At 65.3% G+C, this 16606-nt stretch carries 16 protein-coding genes; 6 read left to right on the top strand and 10 right to left on the bottom strand.

Annotation, left to right across the window (positions count from 1 at the left end; all coding sequences use genetic code 11):
- The first annotated feature begins 32 nt into the window (after positions 1–32).
- From NP3_RS09855 to NP3_RS09865, 3 genes are all read left to right on the top strand, one after another.
- The gene (locus tag NP3_RS09855) at positions 33–962 is read left to right on the top strand and encodes a MerR family transcriptional regulator (protein WP_063039954.1); all 930 of its coding nucleotides are present in this window, start codon (positions 33–35) and stop codon (positions 960–962) included.
- 215 nt (positions 963–1177) lie between these two features.
- Positions 1178–1822 carry a dihydrofolate reductase family protein gene (locus NP3_RS09860; protein WP_063039921.1) on the top strand — a complete coding sequence of 215 codons (645 nt, stop codon included), beginning with the start codon at positions 1178–1180 and terminating at the stop codon, positions 1820–1822.
- 159 nt (positions 1823–1981) lie between these two features.
- Complete coding sequence (locus tag NP3_RS09865; RefSeq protein WP_063039923.1) at positions 1982–3019, top strand: alpha/beta hydrolase; 1038 nt, start codon at positions 1982–1984, stop codon at positions 3017–3019.
- Between the two features lie 6 nt (positions 3020–3025).
- Here the strand turns inward: NP3_RS09865 and NP3_RS09870 are convergent, their stop codons facing one another.
- From NP3_RS09870 to NP3_RS09905, 8 genes are all read right to left on the bottom strand, one after another.
- On the bottom strand, positions 3026–4075 hold the full coding sequence (locus NP3_RS09870; protein ID WP_063039925.1) for an ABC transporter ATP-binding protein: 1050 nt from the start codon (positions 4073–4075) through the stop codon (positions 3026–3028).
- Positions 4072–4884, bottom strand: a complete 813-nt coding sequence (gene modB / locus NP3_RS09875; RefSeq protein WP_063039956.1) for a molybdate ABC transporter permease subunit — start codon at positions 4882–4884, stop codon at positions 4072–4074. The genes NP3_RS09870 and modB overlap by 4 nt, the downstream gene beginning before the upstream one ends.
- A complete protein-coding gene (gene modA / locus NP3_RS09880; protein ID WP_063039927.1) occupies positions 4884–5663 on the bottom strand; it encodes a molybdate ABC transporter substrate-binding protein in 780 nt (259 codons plus the stop codon). Before modA ends, modB begins: the two co-directional genes overlap by 1 nt.
- Positions 5664–5674: 11 nt before the next feature.
- Positions 5675–6073, bottom strand: coding sequence for a TOBE domain-containing protein (locus NP3_RS09885; protein WP_063039958.1), 399 nt, complete (start codon positions 6071–6073; stop codon positions 5675–5677).
- Between the two features lie 158 nt (positions 6074–6231).
- Entirely contained in the window at positions 6232–7773 is a 1542-nt protein-coding gene (locus tag NP3_RS09890; RefSeq protein ID WP_169814471.1) for a serine/threonine-protein kinase, read from the bottom strand.
- Positions 7774–8026: 253 nt separating this feature from the next.
- Positions 8027–8728: a hypothetical protein gene (locus NP3_RS49005; protein ID WP_169814472.1), complete on the bottom strand. Its 702-nt coding sequence runs from the start codon at positions 8726–8728 to the stop codon at positions 8027–8029.
- Between the two features lie 211 nt (positions 8729–8939).
- Positions 8940–9788: a PHP domain-containing protein gene (locus tag NP3_RS09900; protein ID WP_063039933.1), complete on the bottom strand. Its 849-nt coding sequence runs from the start codon at positions 9786–9788 to the stop codon at positions 8940–8942.
- A gap of 234 nt (positions 9789–10022) precedes the next feature.
- Positions 10023–11021, bottom strand: coding sequence for a methyltransferase (locus NP3_RS09905; protein WP_218024831.1), 999 nt, complete (start codon positions 11019–11021; stop codon positions 10023–10025).
- Between the two features lie 617 nt (positions 11022–11638).
- Between NP3_RS09905 and NP3_RS09910 the strand changes: the two genes are divergently transcribed.
- Complete coding sequence (locus tag NP3_RS09910; RefSeq protein WP_063039937.1) at positions 11639–11989, top strand: glycine zipper domain-containing protein; 351 nt, start codon at positions 11639–11641, stop codon at positions 11987–11989.
- 653 nt (positions 11990–12642) lie between these two features.
- Positions 12643–12873: a DUF6400 family protein gene (locus tag NP3_RS09915; protein ID WP_063039939.1), complete on the top strand. Its 231-nt coding sequence runs from the start codon at positions 12643–12645 to the stop codon at positions 12871–12873.
- An 11-nt stretch (positions 12874–12884) separates the two neighbouring features.
- Here NP3_RS09915 and NP3_RS09920 read toward each other — a convergent pair whose 3' ends face one another.
- Both NP3_RS09920 and NP3_RS09925 read right to left on the bottom strand, forming a co-directional pair.
- Complete coding sequence (locus NP3_RS09920; protein ID WP_063039941.1) at positions 12885–13859, bottom strand: LppP/LprE family lipoprotein; 975 nt, start codon at positions 13857–13859, stop codon at positions 12885–12887.
- A 486-nt stretch (positions 13860–14345) separates the two neighbouring features.
- The gene (locus tag NP3_RS09925; protein WP_063039943.1) at positions 14346–15266 is read right to left on the bottom strand and encodes an NADP-dependent oxidoreductase; all 921 of its coding nucleotides are present in this window, start codon (positions 15264–15266) and stop codon (positions 14346–14348) included.
- A 1031-nt stretch (positions 15267–16297) separates the two neighbouring features.
- On the opposite strand from NP3_RS09925, the gene NP3_RS47795 reads away from it, so the two are divergent.
- Positions 16298–16465: a DUF4349 domain-containing protein gene (locus NP3_RS47795; RefSeq protein WP_157124228.1), complete on the top strand. Its 168-nt coding sequence runs from the start codon at positions 16298–16300 to the stop codon at positions 16463–16465.
- The last annotated feature ends 141 nt before the right edge of the window (positions 16466–16606 follow it).

Raw genomic sequence — 16606 nt, forward strand, 5'->3', positions numbered from 1 at the left:
GGAACTCCACCGAGGTGGAGGTTCCAGCGAATGTGACCGAGAACACACACCGCGACGGTCTCGTGAGTATCGGGGAGCTGTCGCGAGTCACCGGGGTACCGGTCCGCACGCTCCGCTTCTACTGCGACAACGGGGTACTGGAGTCACGGCGCAGCGGGGGCGGCCACCGGTTGTTCGATCCGGCGACCACGGTCGATCAGGTGCTGCTGGTGCGTCGGCTCCGAACGCTCGGCCTGAGCCTGTCGGCGATCATCGAGGTTCTCACCGGCAGCCAGTCGATCGCCGATGCGATCGCCGCGGAACGCGCCGCACTCGACACCGAACTCGGCGTGCTTTCCTGGCGGCGTGCATCGCTACGCGCGGTCGAGGACGCGCCACCCGCCGAACGCGCCCGACGATTGGAACTGCTTGCGTCCGTACAGGATCGGGACCGCGCACACGACAATCTGGTGACGTTCTGGCGGGCACTGCTCGCCCCGATCCCACCGGCACTGTTCGACGGATTCATCGAGATGAACGTCCCGCGGCTACCCGCCGATCCAACCCCTGAGCACATCGTCGCATTCGCCGAACTCACCACCCACATCACCGATCCCGCAAGCACCGCCGCGATGTCACGGCAGCTCTGGCGGACGAACCCGACCCGAATCCACGACAAACTCGCACTGGTCACCGGTGTCGCCGAAGCATGCGCGGCCGTGGACTCGCTCGGCACACAACCACATCCGGGCCCAGAACTCGACCGGTTCATCGACGCGCACGCCACCGCCCGGCGCGACCGCGACACTCCACGTCTGCGACACCGGCTCCTCGGCAACGCACCCGACAACGACCCGCACATCCATCGCTACTGGAAACTCACCGGCGAGATCACCGGAACCACCACCGCCGGAGCTGCTCTCTACTGGCTGTACAAAGCACTCGCACAGTGGGCCGACATGGCCGATGACGTCCGCGCGTGACCAGCCGGAACTGTTCGACCCGACCGGAATGCGGAGATCGCGCCCGGCAAGTGCTCATGCGATAGACAGCGGTCAGTTCGGCAAGCAGCCCAACAGGCGGTTGGTACGGAGTTCGGCCTCCGAATCGTCGCGAGTCGGCCCGCAACTGGTTGCACAACGGGATCAGTTCAGGTAAATTCCCAACTGATTGCACATTGCAATCAGAAGGGATTCCGATGACACAGCTGGTTCGAGTTCAGAACTTCACCGTCTCCAGCGATGGCTATGGCGCCGGGGAGGGCCAAACCCGCGAGCGCCCATTCGGCCACGCCGATCCGAGCGCGCTCATGTTCTGGGCAGGCGCCACCGCCCACTGGCCCAACCGAACCGACCCCGGCGGCACCTACGGCCTCGACGACTACTGCACCCGCGACTTCACCAACAACATCGGCGCCGAGATCATGGGGCGCAACAAATTCGGTCCGCAGCGGGGTCCATGGGAGAACTACGACTGGCAAGGCTGGTGGGGCGACGAACCCCCGTTCCACACACCGGTTTTCGTCCTCACCCATCATGTGCGCCCCTCGATCACCCTGGGGGAAACCACATTCCACTTCCTCGACGCGTCTCCGAAAGACGCACTGGCGCGGGCATTCGACGCCGCCGAGGGCAAGGATGTGCGAATCGGCGGTGGTGTCGCCACAGTCCGGGAATTCCTCGACGCCGATCTCATCGACAACATGCACATCGTCGTCGCACCAGTCGAAATCGGTCGCGGCGAAAGGCTGTGGACCAGCCCCGACGAACTCGTCGACCGTTTCCATCTGGAGCAGATCCCGAGCCCGAGCGGTGTGGTGCATCACTTCTTCTGGCGAAGGTGATGCAACTCTCGACCGCACCGCTCAGCAACCCCCAGGACTGGGGGCTTCCGGCCGCATCCGGCTTCCGATTCGATCTACGGTAGTAACGATTGCCCATTCGGTGGACTACCTAAACGGGCTTGAACGTTGCGCGGATGCGATTTTCAGGAGAGACGCGGTATGCGATTCAGAGTTCTCGCTGCGGCGGCCGCCGCTGTGACGGTCGTCGGCACGGGAGTGAGCCTGGTGGCGCCTGCGGCCTCGGCCGCACCGATCAACAGCTCGGCCAAGGCACCGGACGGTTCCTACATCGAGAAAGTAGAGACCCTCGGCGACCGCAAGCTGCAGCTCGAGGTCCACTCCACGGCCATGGATCGGACGTTCCCGGTCCTGGTGGATCTGCCCGCGGACAACTCGGTCCCGCGCCCGACGCTGTATCTGGTCAACGGCGGCGGTGGTGGCGTCGACGGTAACGCCTCATGGGACCAGAAGACCGACGCCAAGCAATTCCTCGGCGACAAGAACATCAATGTCGTCGAGCTGATCGGCGGCCGGTGGAGCTACTTCGCGGACTGGCGCGCGGCCGATCCGGTACTCGGCGTGAACAAATGGCAGACCTTCTACACCGAGGAACTGCCTCCGATCATCGATGCGGCGCTCGGCACCAATGGCAAGAACTCGATCGCGGGCTACTCGATGGCGGGGACATCGGTGCTGATGCTGGCGATCACCAAGCCCGGCCTGTTCAAGAATGTCGGCGCCTACAGCGGCTGTGCGCAGACCAGCGATCCGGTCGGCCAGAAGTTCGTGCAGACCACGGTCGAAACGTGGGGCGGCGGTAACCCGGACAATATGTGGGGCCCCGCCGACAATCCGCTCTGGCAAGCGAACGATCCGGTCCTGCACGCGGACAAGCTGCGCGGAACGAACCTCTGGGTTGCGGCGGGCGGCGGTCTGCCCGGCGCGCACGACGCTCCCGGCGACCCGTTCATCATGGGCGACGACAAGTACAACCCGATCAGCGTGGCCAACCACGTCGTCGTCGGCGGCATCATCGAGGCGGCGATGAGCGCCTGCTCGCACAACCTCCAGAATCGGTTGAACCAGTTGGGGATTCCGGCGACCTTCGACCTGCCCCCCACCGGCACCCACACCTGGGGCTATTGGCAGGACGACCTGAAGCAATCCTGGCCGGTACTGTCCAAAGATCTCTACTGACCTGGATCACGCCGGGTAGGTGTGGATTTCGGTGGCCTTGACCGCGGCCCACATGGGCGCTCCGATCTGAAGACGCAAATCGGCGACGGTCGCGGGGGTGACGTCGGCGAGCACGGCTGGGCTGCCATCGAGGCGAACCCGGGTGGTGTTGGCGTGCTGTTCGAGCCCGACCACGGTGACTGGCCAGGTGTTTCGCGGGCTGCCCGTTGGTTGTTCGAGGTGCAGGCTCACCGCGCTCGGCGGGAACGCGACATGTACAGCGCCCTGCGCAGGTTCGGCGACAGTAAGTGTGCCGCCGTCGTAGAGATCGATCGCGTTGCCGTGGGCTTTGCCGCGATAGAGGTTGAGGCCCACCAGGTTTGCGACATAGTCCGAGCGTGGTCTGCGGGCGACCTCGCCGGGCGGGCCTTCCTGGATGATGCAGCCGTTTTCGACGATGACGAGGCGATCGGCCAGCACCATGGCGTCAAGCGGGTCATGGGTGACCAGCACGGTGTGTCCGGTGTAGTCGGCGAGATGGTGGGCGAGGTCGGAGCGAACCTGCAAACGGGTGCTGGCGTCGAGTGCCGCCAACGGTTCATCCAGCAGCAGCAGTCGCGGATCGGTGGCCAGCGCTCGGGCCAGCGCGACACGTTGAGCTTGGCCGCCCGACAGCGCACGCGGTTTGGCGTGCAGGTGCTCGACGAGGCCCACTCGCTCGAGCCAGTACTTCGCGCGGTCGCGAGCGGCCCGGCGGTGGTGCCCGCGGGCGCGCAGTCCGAAGGCGACATTGTCCTGGGCGGACATGTGCGCGAACAGCAGGTAGTCCTGGAATACGACGCCGATCGCGCGCCGCTCGGCCGGGGTGAACAGCTTCGGCGGTGCGTCCCATGTGTTTTCGTCGAGACGAATGCTGCCACCGGTGAGTGGGGTGAGTCCGGCCAGCGCCCGCAGCGCGGTGGTTTTGCCCGCACCGTTGGGGCCCAGCAGTGCGACCACTTCACCCGGCGCCACGGTGACGGCGATGTCGAGTTCGAATTTGTCGCGGGTGATGCGTATTTCGGCGTCGAGGGTCATAGCGCTCCTCGCGTCCACCGGTCGCGCAACGCGGCCAGTACGACCACCGACACGGTGAGCAGCACCAAGCTGAGCACGATCGCGTCCTCGGGATCGGTTTCCAATGCGAGATAGACCGCCAACGGCATGGTCGTCGTCTTACCCGGGAAGTTGCCCGCGAAGGTGATCGTGGCGCCGAACTCACCGAGTGCACGGGCCCAGCACAACACCGCACCCGCGATCACACCCGGCAGGACCGAGGGCAAGGTGACCCGCCGGAAAGTCAGCCAACGCGACGCACCCAGGGTGGCAGCGGCTTCTTCGTAGCGTGGGTCGGCTCCCCGCAAAGCACCCTCGACGGAAATCACCAGAAACGGCATCGCCACGAACGCCTCGGCGACGACGACCCCGGCGGTGGTGAAAGGCAGTGAGACACCGAACCATTCATACAAGTGACGGCCGATGATCCCGCGCCTGCCCAATACCAGCAGCAGCGCGACACCGCCGACCACCGGCGGCAGCACGAGCGGGACCGTCACCAGCGCCCGCACGAACCCGAGTCCGGGGATTTCACCGCGAGCGAGCAGCCACGCCAAGGGAATCCCGAAAACAAGGCAGACGACAGTCGCCGAGCTCGCGCACACCAGCGAAAGACGCAGCGCCTGGCCGACTTCGGCGCTGAACAACCGGTCGGGCAGACCACGCCAAGGCGCGCGCAGCAGCAGCCCGGCCAGCGGCAACAACAAGAACGCCAAACCGCACACGGCGGGCAGCACGAGAACGAGCGGTCGCCGCCCGCGCACTGCCCGCCGTCGCGCCGACGTTCGGATCACGGGTTGTCGAATCCCGCCTTGGTGAACACCGTGCGCGCTTGGTCGGACCGGACGAAATCGACGAACGCCACCGCGGCCGCGGAGTTGGGAGCCTTGGCCAGCGGCGCTACCGGGTAGTCGTTGATCGCCTTGTCCGCCTCGGGGAAGTCGATGCCCTCCACTTTGTCACCGGCGGCCTTGACATCGGTGCGGTAGACGAGCGCCGCATCCACCTCACCGAGGGTGACCTTCGTCAGTACCGCTTTCACGTCGGCCTCACGGGTGTCGGGCTGCGGGTTCACACCGGCGACCTCGAACACGCTCTTCGCGGCGGCACCACAGGGCACCTGCTCGGCACACAGCGCGATCTTGGGTTCGGACTTGCCGAAGTCGGCGAGACCGGTGATGTGGCCGGGATTGCCCTTTGGGACCGCGATTTCGAGGCGGTTGCGCACAAACGTCACCGGTGTGGCCTTGATATCGCCCGCGTCGACGACCTGCTGCATATTCTTCGGCGCCGCCGAGGCGAACACATCGACCGGGGCGCCCTGCTTGATCTGCTCGGCCAGCGCCGAACTCGCACCGAAGCTGTAGACAACCTTGACGCCGGGGTGGGCGGCCTCGAACTGCTTGCCCAACTCGGTGAACGTCTCGGTCAACGATGCGGCCGCGAATACCGTCACCGTTCCGGAGATCTTGTCGGTGGGGGCCGGATCGGACGACTTGTCCGATCCACAACCGGCCAATGTCAACGCGACAGCTCCGGTCAGCGCAACCGCGCTCAGCGAGCGAATCATCCTCATCCTCATCAACTTTCCGGGATTTCTACAACAACATGGGTGGACTTGACCGACGCGACCGCGACGCTGCCGACCTCCAGGCCGAGTTCGTCGACCGAATCGCGACTCAGCAGCGACACCAATCGGAACGGCCCGGCCTGCATTTCGACCTGAGCCATCACCGTGTCCTTCACGATGCGTGTCACGATCCCGCGCATCCGATTCCGCGCCGAGACCGCCACCGTGGCACCCGGCTCCGGGGCCTCCGCGTTGGCCCGCAGAAATTCCGCCAGCTCGCGGCCGCTCACACCCTTGCGCCCGTTGTCCAACTGAATCGCGTTGAGTCGGCCCTGATCGATATACCGCCGGACGGTGTCATCGCTGACACCCATCAACGCAGCAACCTCACTGATCCGCAGATTCGACACAATCGGCAGCATATTTCCGTATCCACGGAATGTATAGCGGAATGCACACGCGCCAGCGGATCGTTATCCAGACCTTCGCGGGGTGCTCGGGCCGTGAGAGTTATCCGAAACACGACTTCGGCGAGAGATCCGGCTCCGAGGTTCCGGTCGGCTTGCGGCTAGCCGACCGGCACGGTTACGCCGGAGGACGACGGGGCGCCGTGCAGGACCAGCTGGCTCGGGGTGTCGTTCTTCTTGTCGTTCTTCTTGCCGTTCTTGTCCTTGCCTGGGAGGTCGAAGGCCAGCCGGATCGTGCGGGTACCACCGGGATCGATCTGGCCGCCGCCAGGGCCGGACGGGTTGAGTTCGGTGGTCGCGGACGCGTCGGGGGCGAGGGAGCGACCACCGGCGGTGCCGAGGCGCTGATCGGCGACGCGGAAAACTTGGCCGTGTTGGGAGACGTTGGTGACCGTCAGCGTCACGATGGTGTAGGAACCACCCGGGGCTACCGAACCGGTGCGGCTCGCGTTGGACGCCACCTCGGTCACGGTGAAAGCAAAGTTCCCGTCACGCAACGCACCGGCCGGAACCGGTCCACCGGTCGCGGGCGGCGGCGAATTGGTCGAAGCCGCAGCGGGCGTCGTCGTGCCTGGAGCGGAGTCGGACCCGAGGTCGCTGCTCAGCAGCCACAGTGCCGCCGCGGCGACGAGTGCTAGACCAGCGGCGATCGGTAACCATCTGCGCACCAACAGCTTTCGCCGAGGCACTGGTGAGAATGTCCGGGGCTCGGGCGATTGCGGCGCCGACAGGGGCTCAGCCAAGGTCGGGGGCGGAGCGACGGCGGTCATAACGCGGGTAGGCGGGTGACTGTCCGATCTCGCAAAGGCCGGTTGTGCCGACACGGGCCCACCCAAAGCCGCATTCGCGGCGGCGGCGAACTCCCCCGCGCTGGCATAGCGTTCCACCGGTTTCTTGGCCATCCCGCGGGCGATGACCGCGTCCAACTGCGGCGGGACACCTCCGGCAGCCCGCGACGCACGCGGTGGTTCGGACATCAAATGCGCATGCATCTGCTGTGCCGGATCACCGTCGCCATACGGCAGCTTCCCGGTGAGGGTTTCATACAGCACGCAGGCCAGCGAATAGACATCCGAGCGGACATCGGCCGTGCCGGTGAACCGCTCCGGCGCCATATAACCCAATGTGCCCACCACCAGGCCGGTGGCCGTGAGGGCACTGCCGTCCGCGGCGCGGGCGATACCGAAGTCGATCAGATATACGAAACCGCTGGTGTCCTCGAGGATATTGCCCGGCTTCACATCCCGATGAACAAGCCCCGCCGCATGAGCGGCATCCAGCCCCTGCGCAGCCTGGGCGATGACCTCGACTGCCCGAGCAGGCACCAGCGCACCCGACCGCAGCCGCGTGGCCAGATCGATGCCCGCGATGTAGTCCATCTCCAAAAACAGATGCCCATCGACCTCACCGAAAGCGTGAATCGGCACGATGTGGGGATTGCGCACCTGGGCGCCCAGCCGCGCCTCGCGCTCGAAACGACGCCGATAGCCCGGATCGGCGGAATACGCCGCAGACAACACCTTCAACGCGACAGTTCGACCGGTGCGGTCGCGCGCCAACCACACCTCACCCATACCGCCACGACCCACCAAGCGTTCGAGGTGGTAGTTCCCGAACGAGCCGCCAGCGCTCTGCACCGACACACCCTGACCGTATCGCTGCCGATCGTTGCCCCCGCGACCGGGAGCGCCGACAACGTGATCCTCGGGACTGGTCCCAAACGTCGGTTCGAGGTCGAAGCGCCCCGGTTCCAACCACCGATAATCCATGTTGCCAACGGTCAGTGGGCGCGCGACCGAAACGGTCAGCCACGCGAGACCGACTATCATTTTCTGATCCGTAGCCCCTTTGGCGCGCAGCAGATCCCGGAGCGTGGCAGCGCGCACGACCGCAGATTCAGGCTGCCGTCGCCTCGAGGCCGGAGGGACTGCGGAGTACAAGGGCGACTGTGATGTCCATATTGGCGGCACCGCTGGCGCGGTCTTGCCCCTGGAGCAGAGTGATGGCCTTATCGGCGCTGGCGCGGGTCGGGTGCACCGAGATGTGCCGTCCTGCCCGCAGTACATCGATGACGAGCACCCACACCTTTTCCGGGTTCAGCCGGGCGGCGACCTCGCCGAGCGGGTCGAAGCCGATCCGGTCGGTGACCTCTTTCAGGTCCGCCGCCCAGCCGCGGCGTTTGCACCAAGCCGCGACCTCGGATTCAGAGGCGCCGGTCGCAGCGACCAACTCCCTCCAGGAGCGGCCCTGCTGCCAGCCTTCGGCCAGCGCATCATCCATCGCCTCGCTCCAGTGCAACTTGCCCTCGATGGCGGCGCACTCACGCAATCGCCGCTCCCAGTCGTAGCCGGGGTTGTCGTCGAGGGTGATGCCGAGCACGTCCGGTGCTTCTCGCTTGGTATTCACGTCCCGCAGATGCTTCGGCAGCAGCATGTGGCAGCGCGCCCGGATCGCGCTCTCACTGCGGCCGAACTCGATCGCGATCTGCCGAGCGCTTTTCCCCGCGCGGATCGCCTCGACAAGTCGCCGGTTCTCGGCGGTGAGCCACAACTCGCCTGTCCGCGGGCCCGGCCCGCCGGGCACACCTGCAGTAGCCATCCGACACCCTCCCTGTCTTCCCCTGGCCGACAGCATGTTTCACCGGCCACCACTGCCGAGTATGACCCGAGGCACCGACACCATCTGGGCGTTCGTGGAAGATATGCGCTGCTACGCAACTACTTACCGCGGCACGTCAAGGCGCTCCCCCGGTTCGGATTGCGGATCCCAGATATGGTCGGCGGCTCCCGCTCGAGCGGCCGGAGAATCGCTATCGTGTCCAGAAGTGTTCAGGTCGGCGGCCTGGCCGGAATCCGAACTGCTCGACCATAGCCATCGCCTTAGGGAAATTGTCGGCGAGCGCTTCTGGGAGGTGGGCGTCGCTGCCGAATGTGACTGCGCGCCCGCCTTCTTCACACCACCATTGCGGGATCCATGGCCGAAGTCTGCGGGTGTTCATCTCCAAGGCTCTCCCACTGTCGGCGATGACCCGCATCGCCACTCGAAAACCATCCTCGAATCGGCGCGGGTCGAACGGGCCGACCTCCGCACTCGGCCAGGCGCGCACCGCGTAGTCGATGTGACTGAACACCGCGAACGCATCGGATCCTGCGACCATGCGCGGGATCTCGTCGAGGTAGGCGCGTATCACCTCGTCCGGGGGCCACAGCCGAAACAGGGTGTTGGGTTCGCTGCGGCCCTCGCCGATCGGAAGCGTGTGCAGCGAACCGTTCACACGGTCGAGCACGGTCAGGTCGAAATTCGTCGCTTGTTCGTCGAACAGGTGAGGCTGTCCGAACTCCACGCCGGTAAGAATGCGCAGTTCGGGGAACAGGTGTCGGCAGCGCTCGACGCAGTCGAGGTAGCCCGCCATGTCCAGGGCCGGAGGACGCAGATAGCCGTCCTCGTCCAGCAGGTGTCGTTGGTGTGGCATAAGGTCCTCGACGCCGGTGCGCCATGCGTCGTCGAGGTCGAGATGTTCGGTAAAGATCACCGCGGGCAGACCGATCGCGACGGCGCGTGCACAGGTTCGCTCCATTCGTCCCGCAGCGTCCGACGCGGGACCGCCTGTGTCCCAAGACCATTCGCTGTGAACATGACTGTCGGCCGGAAGATGCATGGATACAGGTTCGCACTCTCGTCATACTCTCCCTCTAGCCGTGGGCGACGGCCCCTCAGATGCTGTCGACGAGCGAGCCGCCGAGAGACCCGCGGATCACCCGCCCATTGCGCGTGCGAACTCCTGAGAACCCGCCTACCCGAGACTGCTCGAAGCGTTTAACAGACAACCCCGGCACCTGGCGCGGATTCTGGGGTGGGCAGCCCGAACTGGAGCGGGGTGTTGGATCAGTAGTCAAGTGGTGGCGGTGAGGCGGAACTCCAGAAGACACCGCTGCTCGGTCAGGTCGATCACGGTTTCGAGGACCAGCCCGTGAGCCGAGCCAAGGGCGCGGAACTCATCGACCCGACGGTCGCGGCCGCCGAAGATCACGAGCATCGCCAGATCGAACTCGGTGTTCGCACGTCGACCGCCAACCGGTTCGATGACCAGGATCCGGCCGGTCGGGTGGACGGCCTCAACGCACCGGCCGAGGATCCGGTGCGCGTGTTCGTCGTCCCAGTCGTGCAGGATGTCGCACAACAAATAGGCCTGCGCCCTTTGCGGCAGCGGGTCGAAGAAACTACCCGGGGTCACTCGAGCTCGGTCCCCGACGTGGTGCGCGCTGAAGGTACTGCCTGCCTCGGTCGCGGTGGGTTCGAGATCGACCAGGTGGCCGCGCATACCAGGGTGAGCGGCCAGAATCGCGGCGAGCAAGGTTCCGTGACCGCCACCGACGTCGACGATGGTGGAAAAGCGACCCCAGCCGTAAGCGGCGACGATCCGCGGGATCTGTTCACGGAACCGATCGGTCATCTGCTGGTCGAACGAGGCTCGCAAGTTCGGATATCCGGCGAGGTCGGCCCAAAAATCCTGCCCATAGCGGCGTGCATAGCCCGCCTCGCCGGTAGTGACGCTGTGCAGCAGTTCGACGAACGCCAAGTCGGCACGACCACCAGCCATGTCCAGGTGCAGAAGATTGACCAAGCCGTTGCCGGCATCCTTGCACAGCGCTGCCCCGTAGTCGGTGGTCCGGTAGCCGATGGACGCACGCTCGATAATCCCAAGGGCCGCAAGATGTCCCAACAGAAGCTCGAGCGCCACCGATGACACGTCGAGTTCGGTCGCGATCTGCTCGACAGCGGCCCCGCCACCTCGCAGCCGGTCCGGCAGTCCCAGGGTTACCGCAACACGTAGCGCCATCGGCGTGGCCAAACCCGCCAGATTTCGGATCGCGGCGACGTTGTCGTTCACGAAGGTCAACGGTGACATACCTGTCAACCGAAAATCAGATTTCGCCAGCCACCGGAACCCGGCCCCTTGGCCCCGAGCAGTAGGCGCCCCGTCCTCGATGCACACGGTGTAGGCCGCTAGCCGGAAAACTCATCCGTGCACCACATTCCGGCCGAGAAAGGTTTGCGAGCCTGGTCGGCCAGGTGGCTCTGTCCGTGAGCGATTACGGCAGTTATTCGCGAATCCGCGTCGCGTGCCGCCACGTGCATGCACCGAAGATATTCGCGAATGGACGACAACAGGTTCAGGTCAACGTTTCGCGCTCGGCCGAGCTGCTACCTCTCTCGGACATCCGATAATGCCGGATGTGCGAATGCCCATTCATGCATCGGCGCTATTTCGCGCGAGCGCACCGGCGCTGCCCTGATCCGACGGAACCGCGCTGTCCGGTCAGATCTCTGGTCATTACTTTGTTATGCCGGTACTGTGCGAGTTCGCATGTAGCGCAGCATCTTCGGGCGCGGTGCGCAATAGTGGCTGCTCGATGCTGTCTATTCATCGGAGCAGCAAGAGGCAGTCTCCCCTGATGAAGTAGTGGAACTCGGTTGTTCCGAGGGCCCAAAAAGGTTAGGAAAACAATGTTCCGTTCTGCCCTGATCAAGACGAGTCGCGTCCTTGTGGTGAGTGCACTGCCGTTGGCTGCGGCCGTCGTATTCGCGGGCGCGTCATCCGCCGACGCGGGTCAGGCTGCTGCGGCGGCTCCGGCGGCATCGGTTATTGCCCCGATCGCCGGACTCCCGCTGGAGGATGTCACCACCAACCCGGACGCCCAGTACCCCGATCCAGTGCTGAACGGCGCGGCCGCGGGCGCTGCGATCGGCTCCGCCACCGGTTCCTTCATCGATCCCGTGCCCACCCTTATCGGCGCCGTGATCGGCGGGATCATCGGCTCGATCAACCCGGGCGTCATCCCCCAGGTGCTGCCCTGATCCCCTAGGGCACAACTCTTTTCGTCGAGTCCGAGCAGTTCGCACTGCTCGGACTCGTCTCATACACACAGTCAGTCCTGCTGGATCGAGTACGCGGCCGACGCACCGATCGCGCTGCGCAACGGATTCGCGGCACCGAGACAAACCAACCTGTGGTGATCTCGGCACCGCGTTCGGGACAGGCGCTGTCCGGCTGCGTCACGGCACGCCTCCCCGGAAGATCTGCCTGGGCTGGTGAAGTTGGATCACCTGTCCTGCAAGTCATCCGACGATCCATAACTCAACATGCACTACTCCGGCGAATATCGTGCGTGTGTCATCGGCCGCTGATGTCGTACGGCCCAGTTCGGGTTCGATCTGTGCGGGGTGTTCGCGTCGGGGTAAATAGCATCGGAGTGGCGGGCGGCAGCACCCAGCGACGGCCATTGGCGAGTTCCGCTCTCTTGGTGGTGTGGCGCGATAGCGTCGCGTGCCCGATTTCGGCGGTTTTTTGGCGATTATGTGGACGCATTTACTTCGCGGTCCGGTCCGCGCACGGGCATCGAATGTGACGAAGTCCGACGTGGAATGTGATTCAGATCATTGCCCGAGAAGGCGTGGTTGGGCATCGTCGTCAAATCGTTTTCGGAAAGAACCCGGTTGGAGATGCCTACATGGCCGACCACAATTTTGCTTACGACCTCACGCTGGACGAGACACGACGGCGCAGCGCCGTCGTCGCGGCGCTCGGTGACGACTGGGATCCGGTCGCGGTGCTCGCCGAGGAAGATCTGGCATACGACATGCTGTACTCGAATCTCGACGATGAGCAGCAGCGGATCTACGACGAACTCGTCCAGGCCGGGATCCTGCCGGATCGGGCGACTCGCCAGATTGCCGACTGACCTGACGACGCTCAGTGGCAGATCTTGTCCGCGACATCGACAGGCACGCCGAGCTCGGTGCAGTGCAGCGCACTGCCGAGGTCTACAGGCTTCCAGCCTCCGTCGGCCGCTACGTAGTGGAACAAGACCTGGGCTCGGTTGACAGTATTGTTGTGGGTTCCCGTATGGGCCATCGCCCACTCACCCGCACAGTCGATTCGATCCTCGAGTTCGATCGGCGTCGCCAACCGCGACTCGATATCGGTGTCTCGCAACGCTTCGAGCAAAACGGCCTTGGTAACCGGGCACACCGGCGGCAAGCTCGCTGAACTCGGATCGATCACCTCCGTCGGAAAGTCACGATCCGGGGTCACCGTGCGATCGTCCGCGCCCAGGGTGAGTGTGACAATGACCGGCCCACCCGAGGGACAGCAGCTGGCGTCTTTACCCGTCAGCCAACGGTATTGGACCCGGACGCTGCGATCGGACGAGCCCACCACCTGTGTATAAGAAGTCGACTTCTTGGTCGCGGTGCCCAGATAACCCGCGTGGTTGAACAGCATCACGTGCCAGGGTGAGCTAGCGGTGCCGTGCGGAGTCCCGGCAAGCACCCAAAGTATGGCGGGACAGGCGCCGACGGAGGCGTCGGTGCCGCTGTCCGCGTAGAACCCGTCGCCGCCGACACCAGGACCGAGTGTGCCGAGCGCGGCTGTGACCCCCGCCGACTTCAGATCGACGCATCTGCCGTTTCCGGCAGTGGCAGGAGCATTGTCACCAGCAGGCTGCGTGGCACCTGGTGACTGCGGAGTGACGGGAGGCTGAGCGGATCCCGGCACGGCAGCGGTAGCAGATCCCGGCGCGGCAGCGGTAGTGGATCCCGGCACGGCGGCAGTAGTGGAGTTCGACATCGACGACGCCCCGGACGTCTGCGTCGTCACGCCGTCCTGACATGCCGTCGCCAGGGTCACCGCCGCGGCCGCCATGATGATGCCGATGATCTTTTTCATCGAGTGTCCTTCCCCTCGGTACTACCGAACACTTCGCGTCCTGAATGAAGATCGTTGCGCCCCAGCTTTTATGGGCACCCCAGCAGCCGAGCCGAGCGGGAAGAACGGGAACACGGGAGCACGGGAGCACGGGAGCACGGGAGCACGGGAGCACGGGAGCACGGGAGCACGGGAGCACGGAGAAGGTGGCGTACACACCTGCCAGCAGAGTGGATGCTCCGACGAATCCTGCTGCGCCCCTGCTCGAAAGCCTTTGTCCAAGAAGCGCCTTCGTGGCGGGCCGTGGCGGCCACTGCCAGAGTGATGCCGTCATACATGTGGAGCAGCAGGGCAGAACGCAGGCCATGGGGAGCATCGAGGAGGAGACGGCGCGCGAGTTCGAAGTCTTCGATCTTGGTGGCGTCGGTACTGCGAGAAGATCGTCGGTGTTGGGCCGAAGTTCGGCTAGGAGGACCGTACGCGCGGATCACGTCGGACCGGCGAGCGTCAGTCCGTGGTCACCTTGATGATCGTTCTGCCGCGGGTGCGTCCGTCGGGGCTGAAGGCCGCGGGGGCGTCGGCCAGGGAGCGCACGGCGTTGACGAGGGGGATGAGCCGTTGATCGTGCAGGCGGGTGGCCAGTTGGGCCAGTTGCTCGCGGTTGGGTTCGACGACGAGGAAGATCGCCCGGCCGTCGTGGGGGTGGATGGTGGGTGGACCGGCGATGGTGACGAGGGTGCCGCCGGGGCGTAGTAGCGCGGTGGAACGGTCGCGGATGTCGCCGCCGATCACGTCGAGTACCACGTCGACCTCGCCGACGTCCTCCAGGCGTTCGCCGTCCAAGTCGACGAACTCGTGGACGCCGAGATCGCGTACCGCGTCCTGGTCGGAGGCTCGGCCGGTGCCGATGATGTGGGCTCCTGCCTCGTGGGCCAGTTGTGCGGAGACGGAGCCGACGGCACCACCGACTCCGTGGATGAGGACGGTCTGGCCAGCTTTCAGGTGAGCGTGGTCGAACAGGGCCTGCCACGCTGTCAGACCGGAGATCGGTAGAGCGGCCGCGGCGACGTGGTCGACATCGGCGGGGAGCGGGGCCAGGTTGCGGGCTTCCACAGCGGTGTACTCCGCGAGCGAACCGTCGCGAGCCCAGTCGGTCAGTCCGAAGACGTGCTGCCCCACCGTGAGACCAGTGGTGCCGTATCCGAGTTCGACGACTACACCTGATAGTTCGTGGCCGGGGACGCTCGGGGTGCGGTCGCGGCCAGCGCGGTCGGTCCATGTACTCGGCCAGTCCAGCTCGCCGCGGGTGAATCCGGCGGCGTGGACTTGCACGATGACGTCGTTCTCAGCGGCGTGGGGGTGGGGCAGATCGGTCAGGGTCAACCCCCGGATGCCAGCTTCGCGGTCCCGGACTGTGACGGCTCGCATGAAGGTCCTTCCGGTAGTCGTTGTGCTGGTACGGGCCGTTCCACGCCGTACTGTCGAAGTATGGTCGTTTTGGACGAGCTCGTGATTCCTGACACGGCTGCCTCATCGGCTGCGTTGGAGGTGGCCTCCGCTTACCATTCCGCCGCCTTGCTGAACCACTCGCGCCGCGTCTACGTCTGGGCGGCTGCCTACGGCAGGCAGCAGCGGCGAGCCCGAGCCGGGGGTATTGCTGGAGTACTTCGGCACGGAAGGCGGGGCTGAGGTCGTCGATGTCCTTTCCCGCGATGTCCAGCGCCGCCGCCCGCCACAGCAAGTGACCTTCAGGATCATCGGCCACGTGCACGTCAGGCCACATATGCCTGACGATGACTTCGCCGAGGCGTTCGCGCCGCTCGCTCGGCCAACCGGCACCGGCGGCGAACACCTGGGCGACATGGCCGCCGGCCTCCTCGAAGGAGAGGGTGTGGTTGTCGAACTCCGGCACCAGGCTGATGTCGTGGAACATCGCGGCCGCGAACAGCAGTTCGGCGTCGTACCGGATGCCCCGCGGAACCAGCGTCGAGAGGGTTCGCGGCCATCCTGGTGGCGAGGCCGGACTGCATTGCGCGTGCGGCGGAGCTATCGGTCTTCCGGTCGGCCTGAGCCTGGAAGCAGGCAAGGAACTCGTCACACGCCCGACGAAAACTAGCAACTGCGCTACCGCGTGACCAGTCGTTTCTTGTGCCAACACGATGAGGCTCCGTGGCACGAATTGGCATGTGCCGCAGGCTATCTGCCCACGCCGGTAGTGGAACGAACCTGCCGGGCGATCGACCCGTTGCTACGGGTCGCGTGCAGGTGTGAGTATGGAGCCTCCAGAGCCAGTAGGTGCCCTGAGAAGCTGTTGTGACCGCGAGTGGCACTACTGACCTGGTGTTTTCGTGGAGCGGATGGCGGCGACACCGCAGGCACCAGCACCAGAACCGGTTGCTGTCGCGGTCGAACCGAACGCGCCGACCGAGCCAATCGGTATTTGCATGATGCCGGGCGACATGATCGAACTGCGTGCCGGGATCGGCGCTGTGCTCGGCGCACTCGCCGGACTCCCGATATTCATTATCGGCGCGATACCCGGCGCTCTGATCGGCGCCGGGTTCGGGGCGCTGTCCCACATCATCGCGTCCTGGTCGATGCAGCAGATGGGCGGTTGCCAGCCGTGACCCCGGCGCGAGTCTGAAATGACAAGACGCCCCGACCTGGAACTGGGGGAACGCTGGGGAGTCGACAGCCTGATCGGCACCGAATTCGAAGGCTGGACCCGCGACGCGAACGGCCAGTGGTACGACAAGGACGGCCACCCC

The organism is Nocardia pseudovaccinii NBRC 100343 (assembly GCF_001613225.1).
In the GTDB taxonomy this organism is placed as follows: domain Bacteria; phylum Actinomycetota; class Actinomycetes; order Mycobacteriales; family Mycobacteriaceae; genus Nocardia; species Nocardia pseudovaccinii.

Coding starts and splice junctions, on each gene's coding strand:
- NP3_RS09865 (WP_063039923.1), top strand. CDS start 1,982: ATGCGATTCAGAGTTCTCGCTGCGGCGGCCGCCGCTGTGACGGTCGTC.
- modA (WP_063039927.1), bottom strand. CDS start 5,663: ATGATTCGCTCGCTGAGCGCGGTTGCGCTGACCGGAGCTGTCGCGTTG.
- NP3_RS09860 (WP_063039921.1), top strand. CDS start 1,178: ATGACACAGCTGGTTCGAGTTCAGAACTTCACCGTCTCCAGCGATGGC.
- NP3_RS47795 (WP_157124228.1), top strand. CDS start 16,298: ATGATCGAACTGCGTGCCGGGATCGGCGCTGTGCTCGGCGCACTCGCC.
- NP3_RS09925 (WP_063039943.1), bottom strand. CDS start 15,266: ATGCGAGCCGTCACAGTCCGGGACCGCGAAGCTGGCATCCGGGGGTTG.
- NP3_RS09920 (WP_063039941.1), bottom strand. CDS start 13,859: ATGAAAAAGATCATCGGCATCATCATGGCGGCCGCGGCGGTGACCCTG.
- NP3_RS09870 (WP_063039925.1), bottom strand. CDS start 4,075: ATGACCCTCGACGCCGAAATACGCATCACCCGCGACAAATTCGAACTC.
- NP3_RS49005 (WP_169814472.1), bottom strand. CDS start 8,728: ATGGCTACTGCAGGTGTGCCCGGCGGGCCGGGCCCGCGGACAGGCGAG.
- NP3_RS09910 (WP_063039937.1), top strand. CDS start 11,639: ATGTTCCGTTCTGCCCTGATCAAGACGAGTCGCGTCCTTGTGGTGAGT.
- NP3_RS09915 (WP_063039939.1), top strand. CDS start 12,643: ATGGCCGACCACAATTTTGCTTACGACCTCACGCTGGACGAGACACGA.
- NP3_RS09900 (WP_063039933.1), bottom strand. CDS start 9,788: ATGCATCTTCCGGCCGACAGTCATGTTCACAGCGAATGGTCTTGGGAC.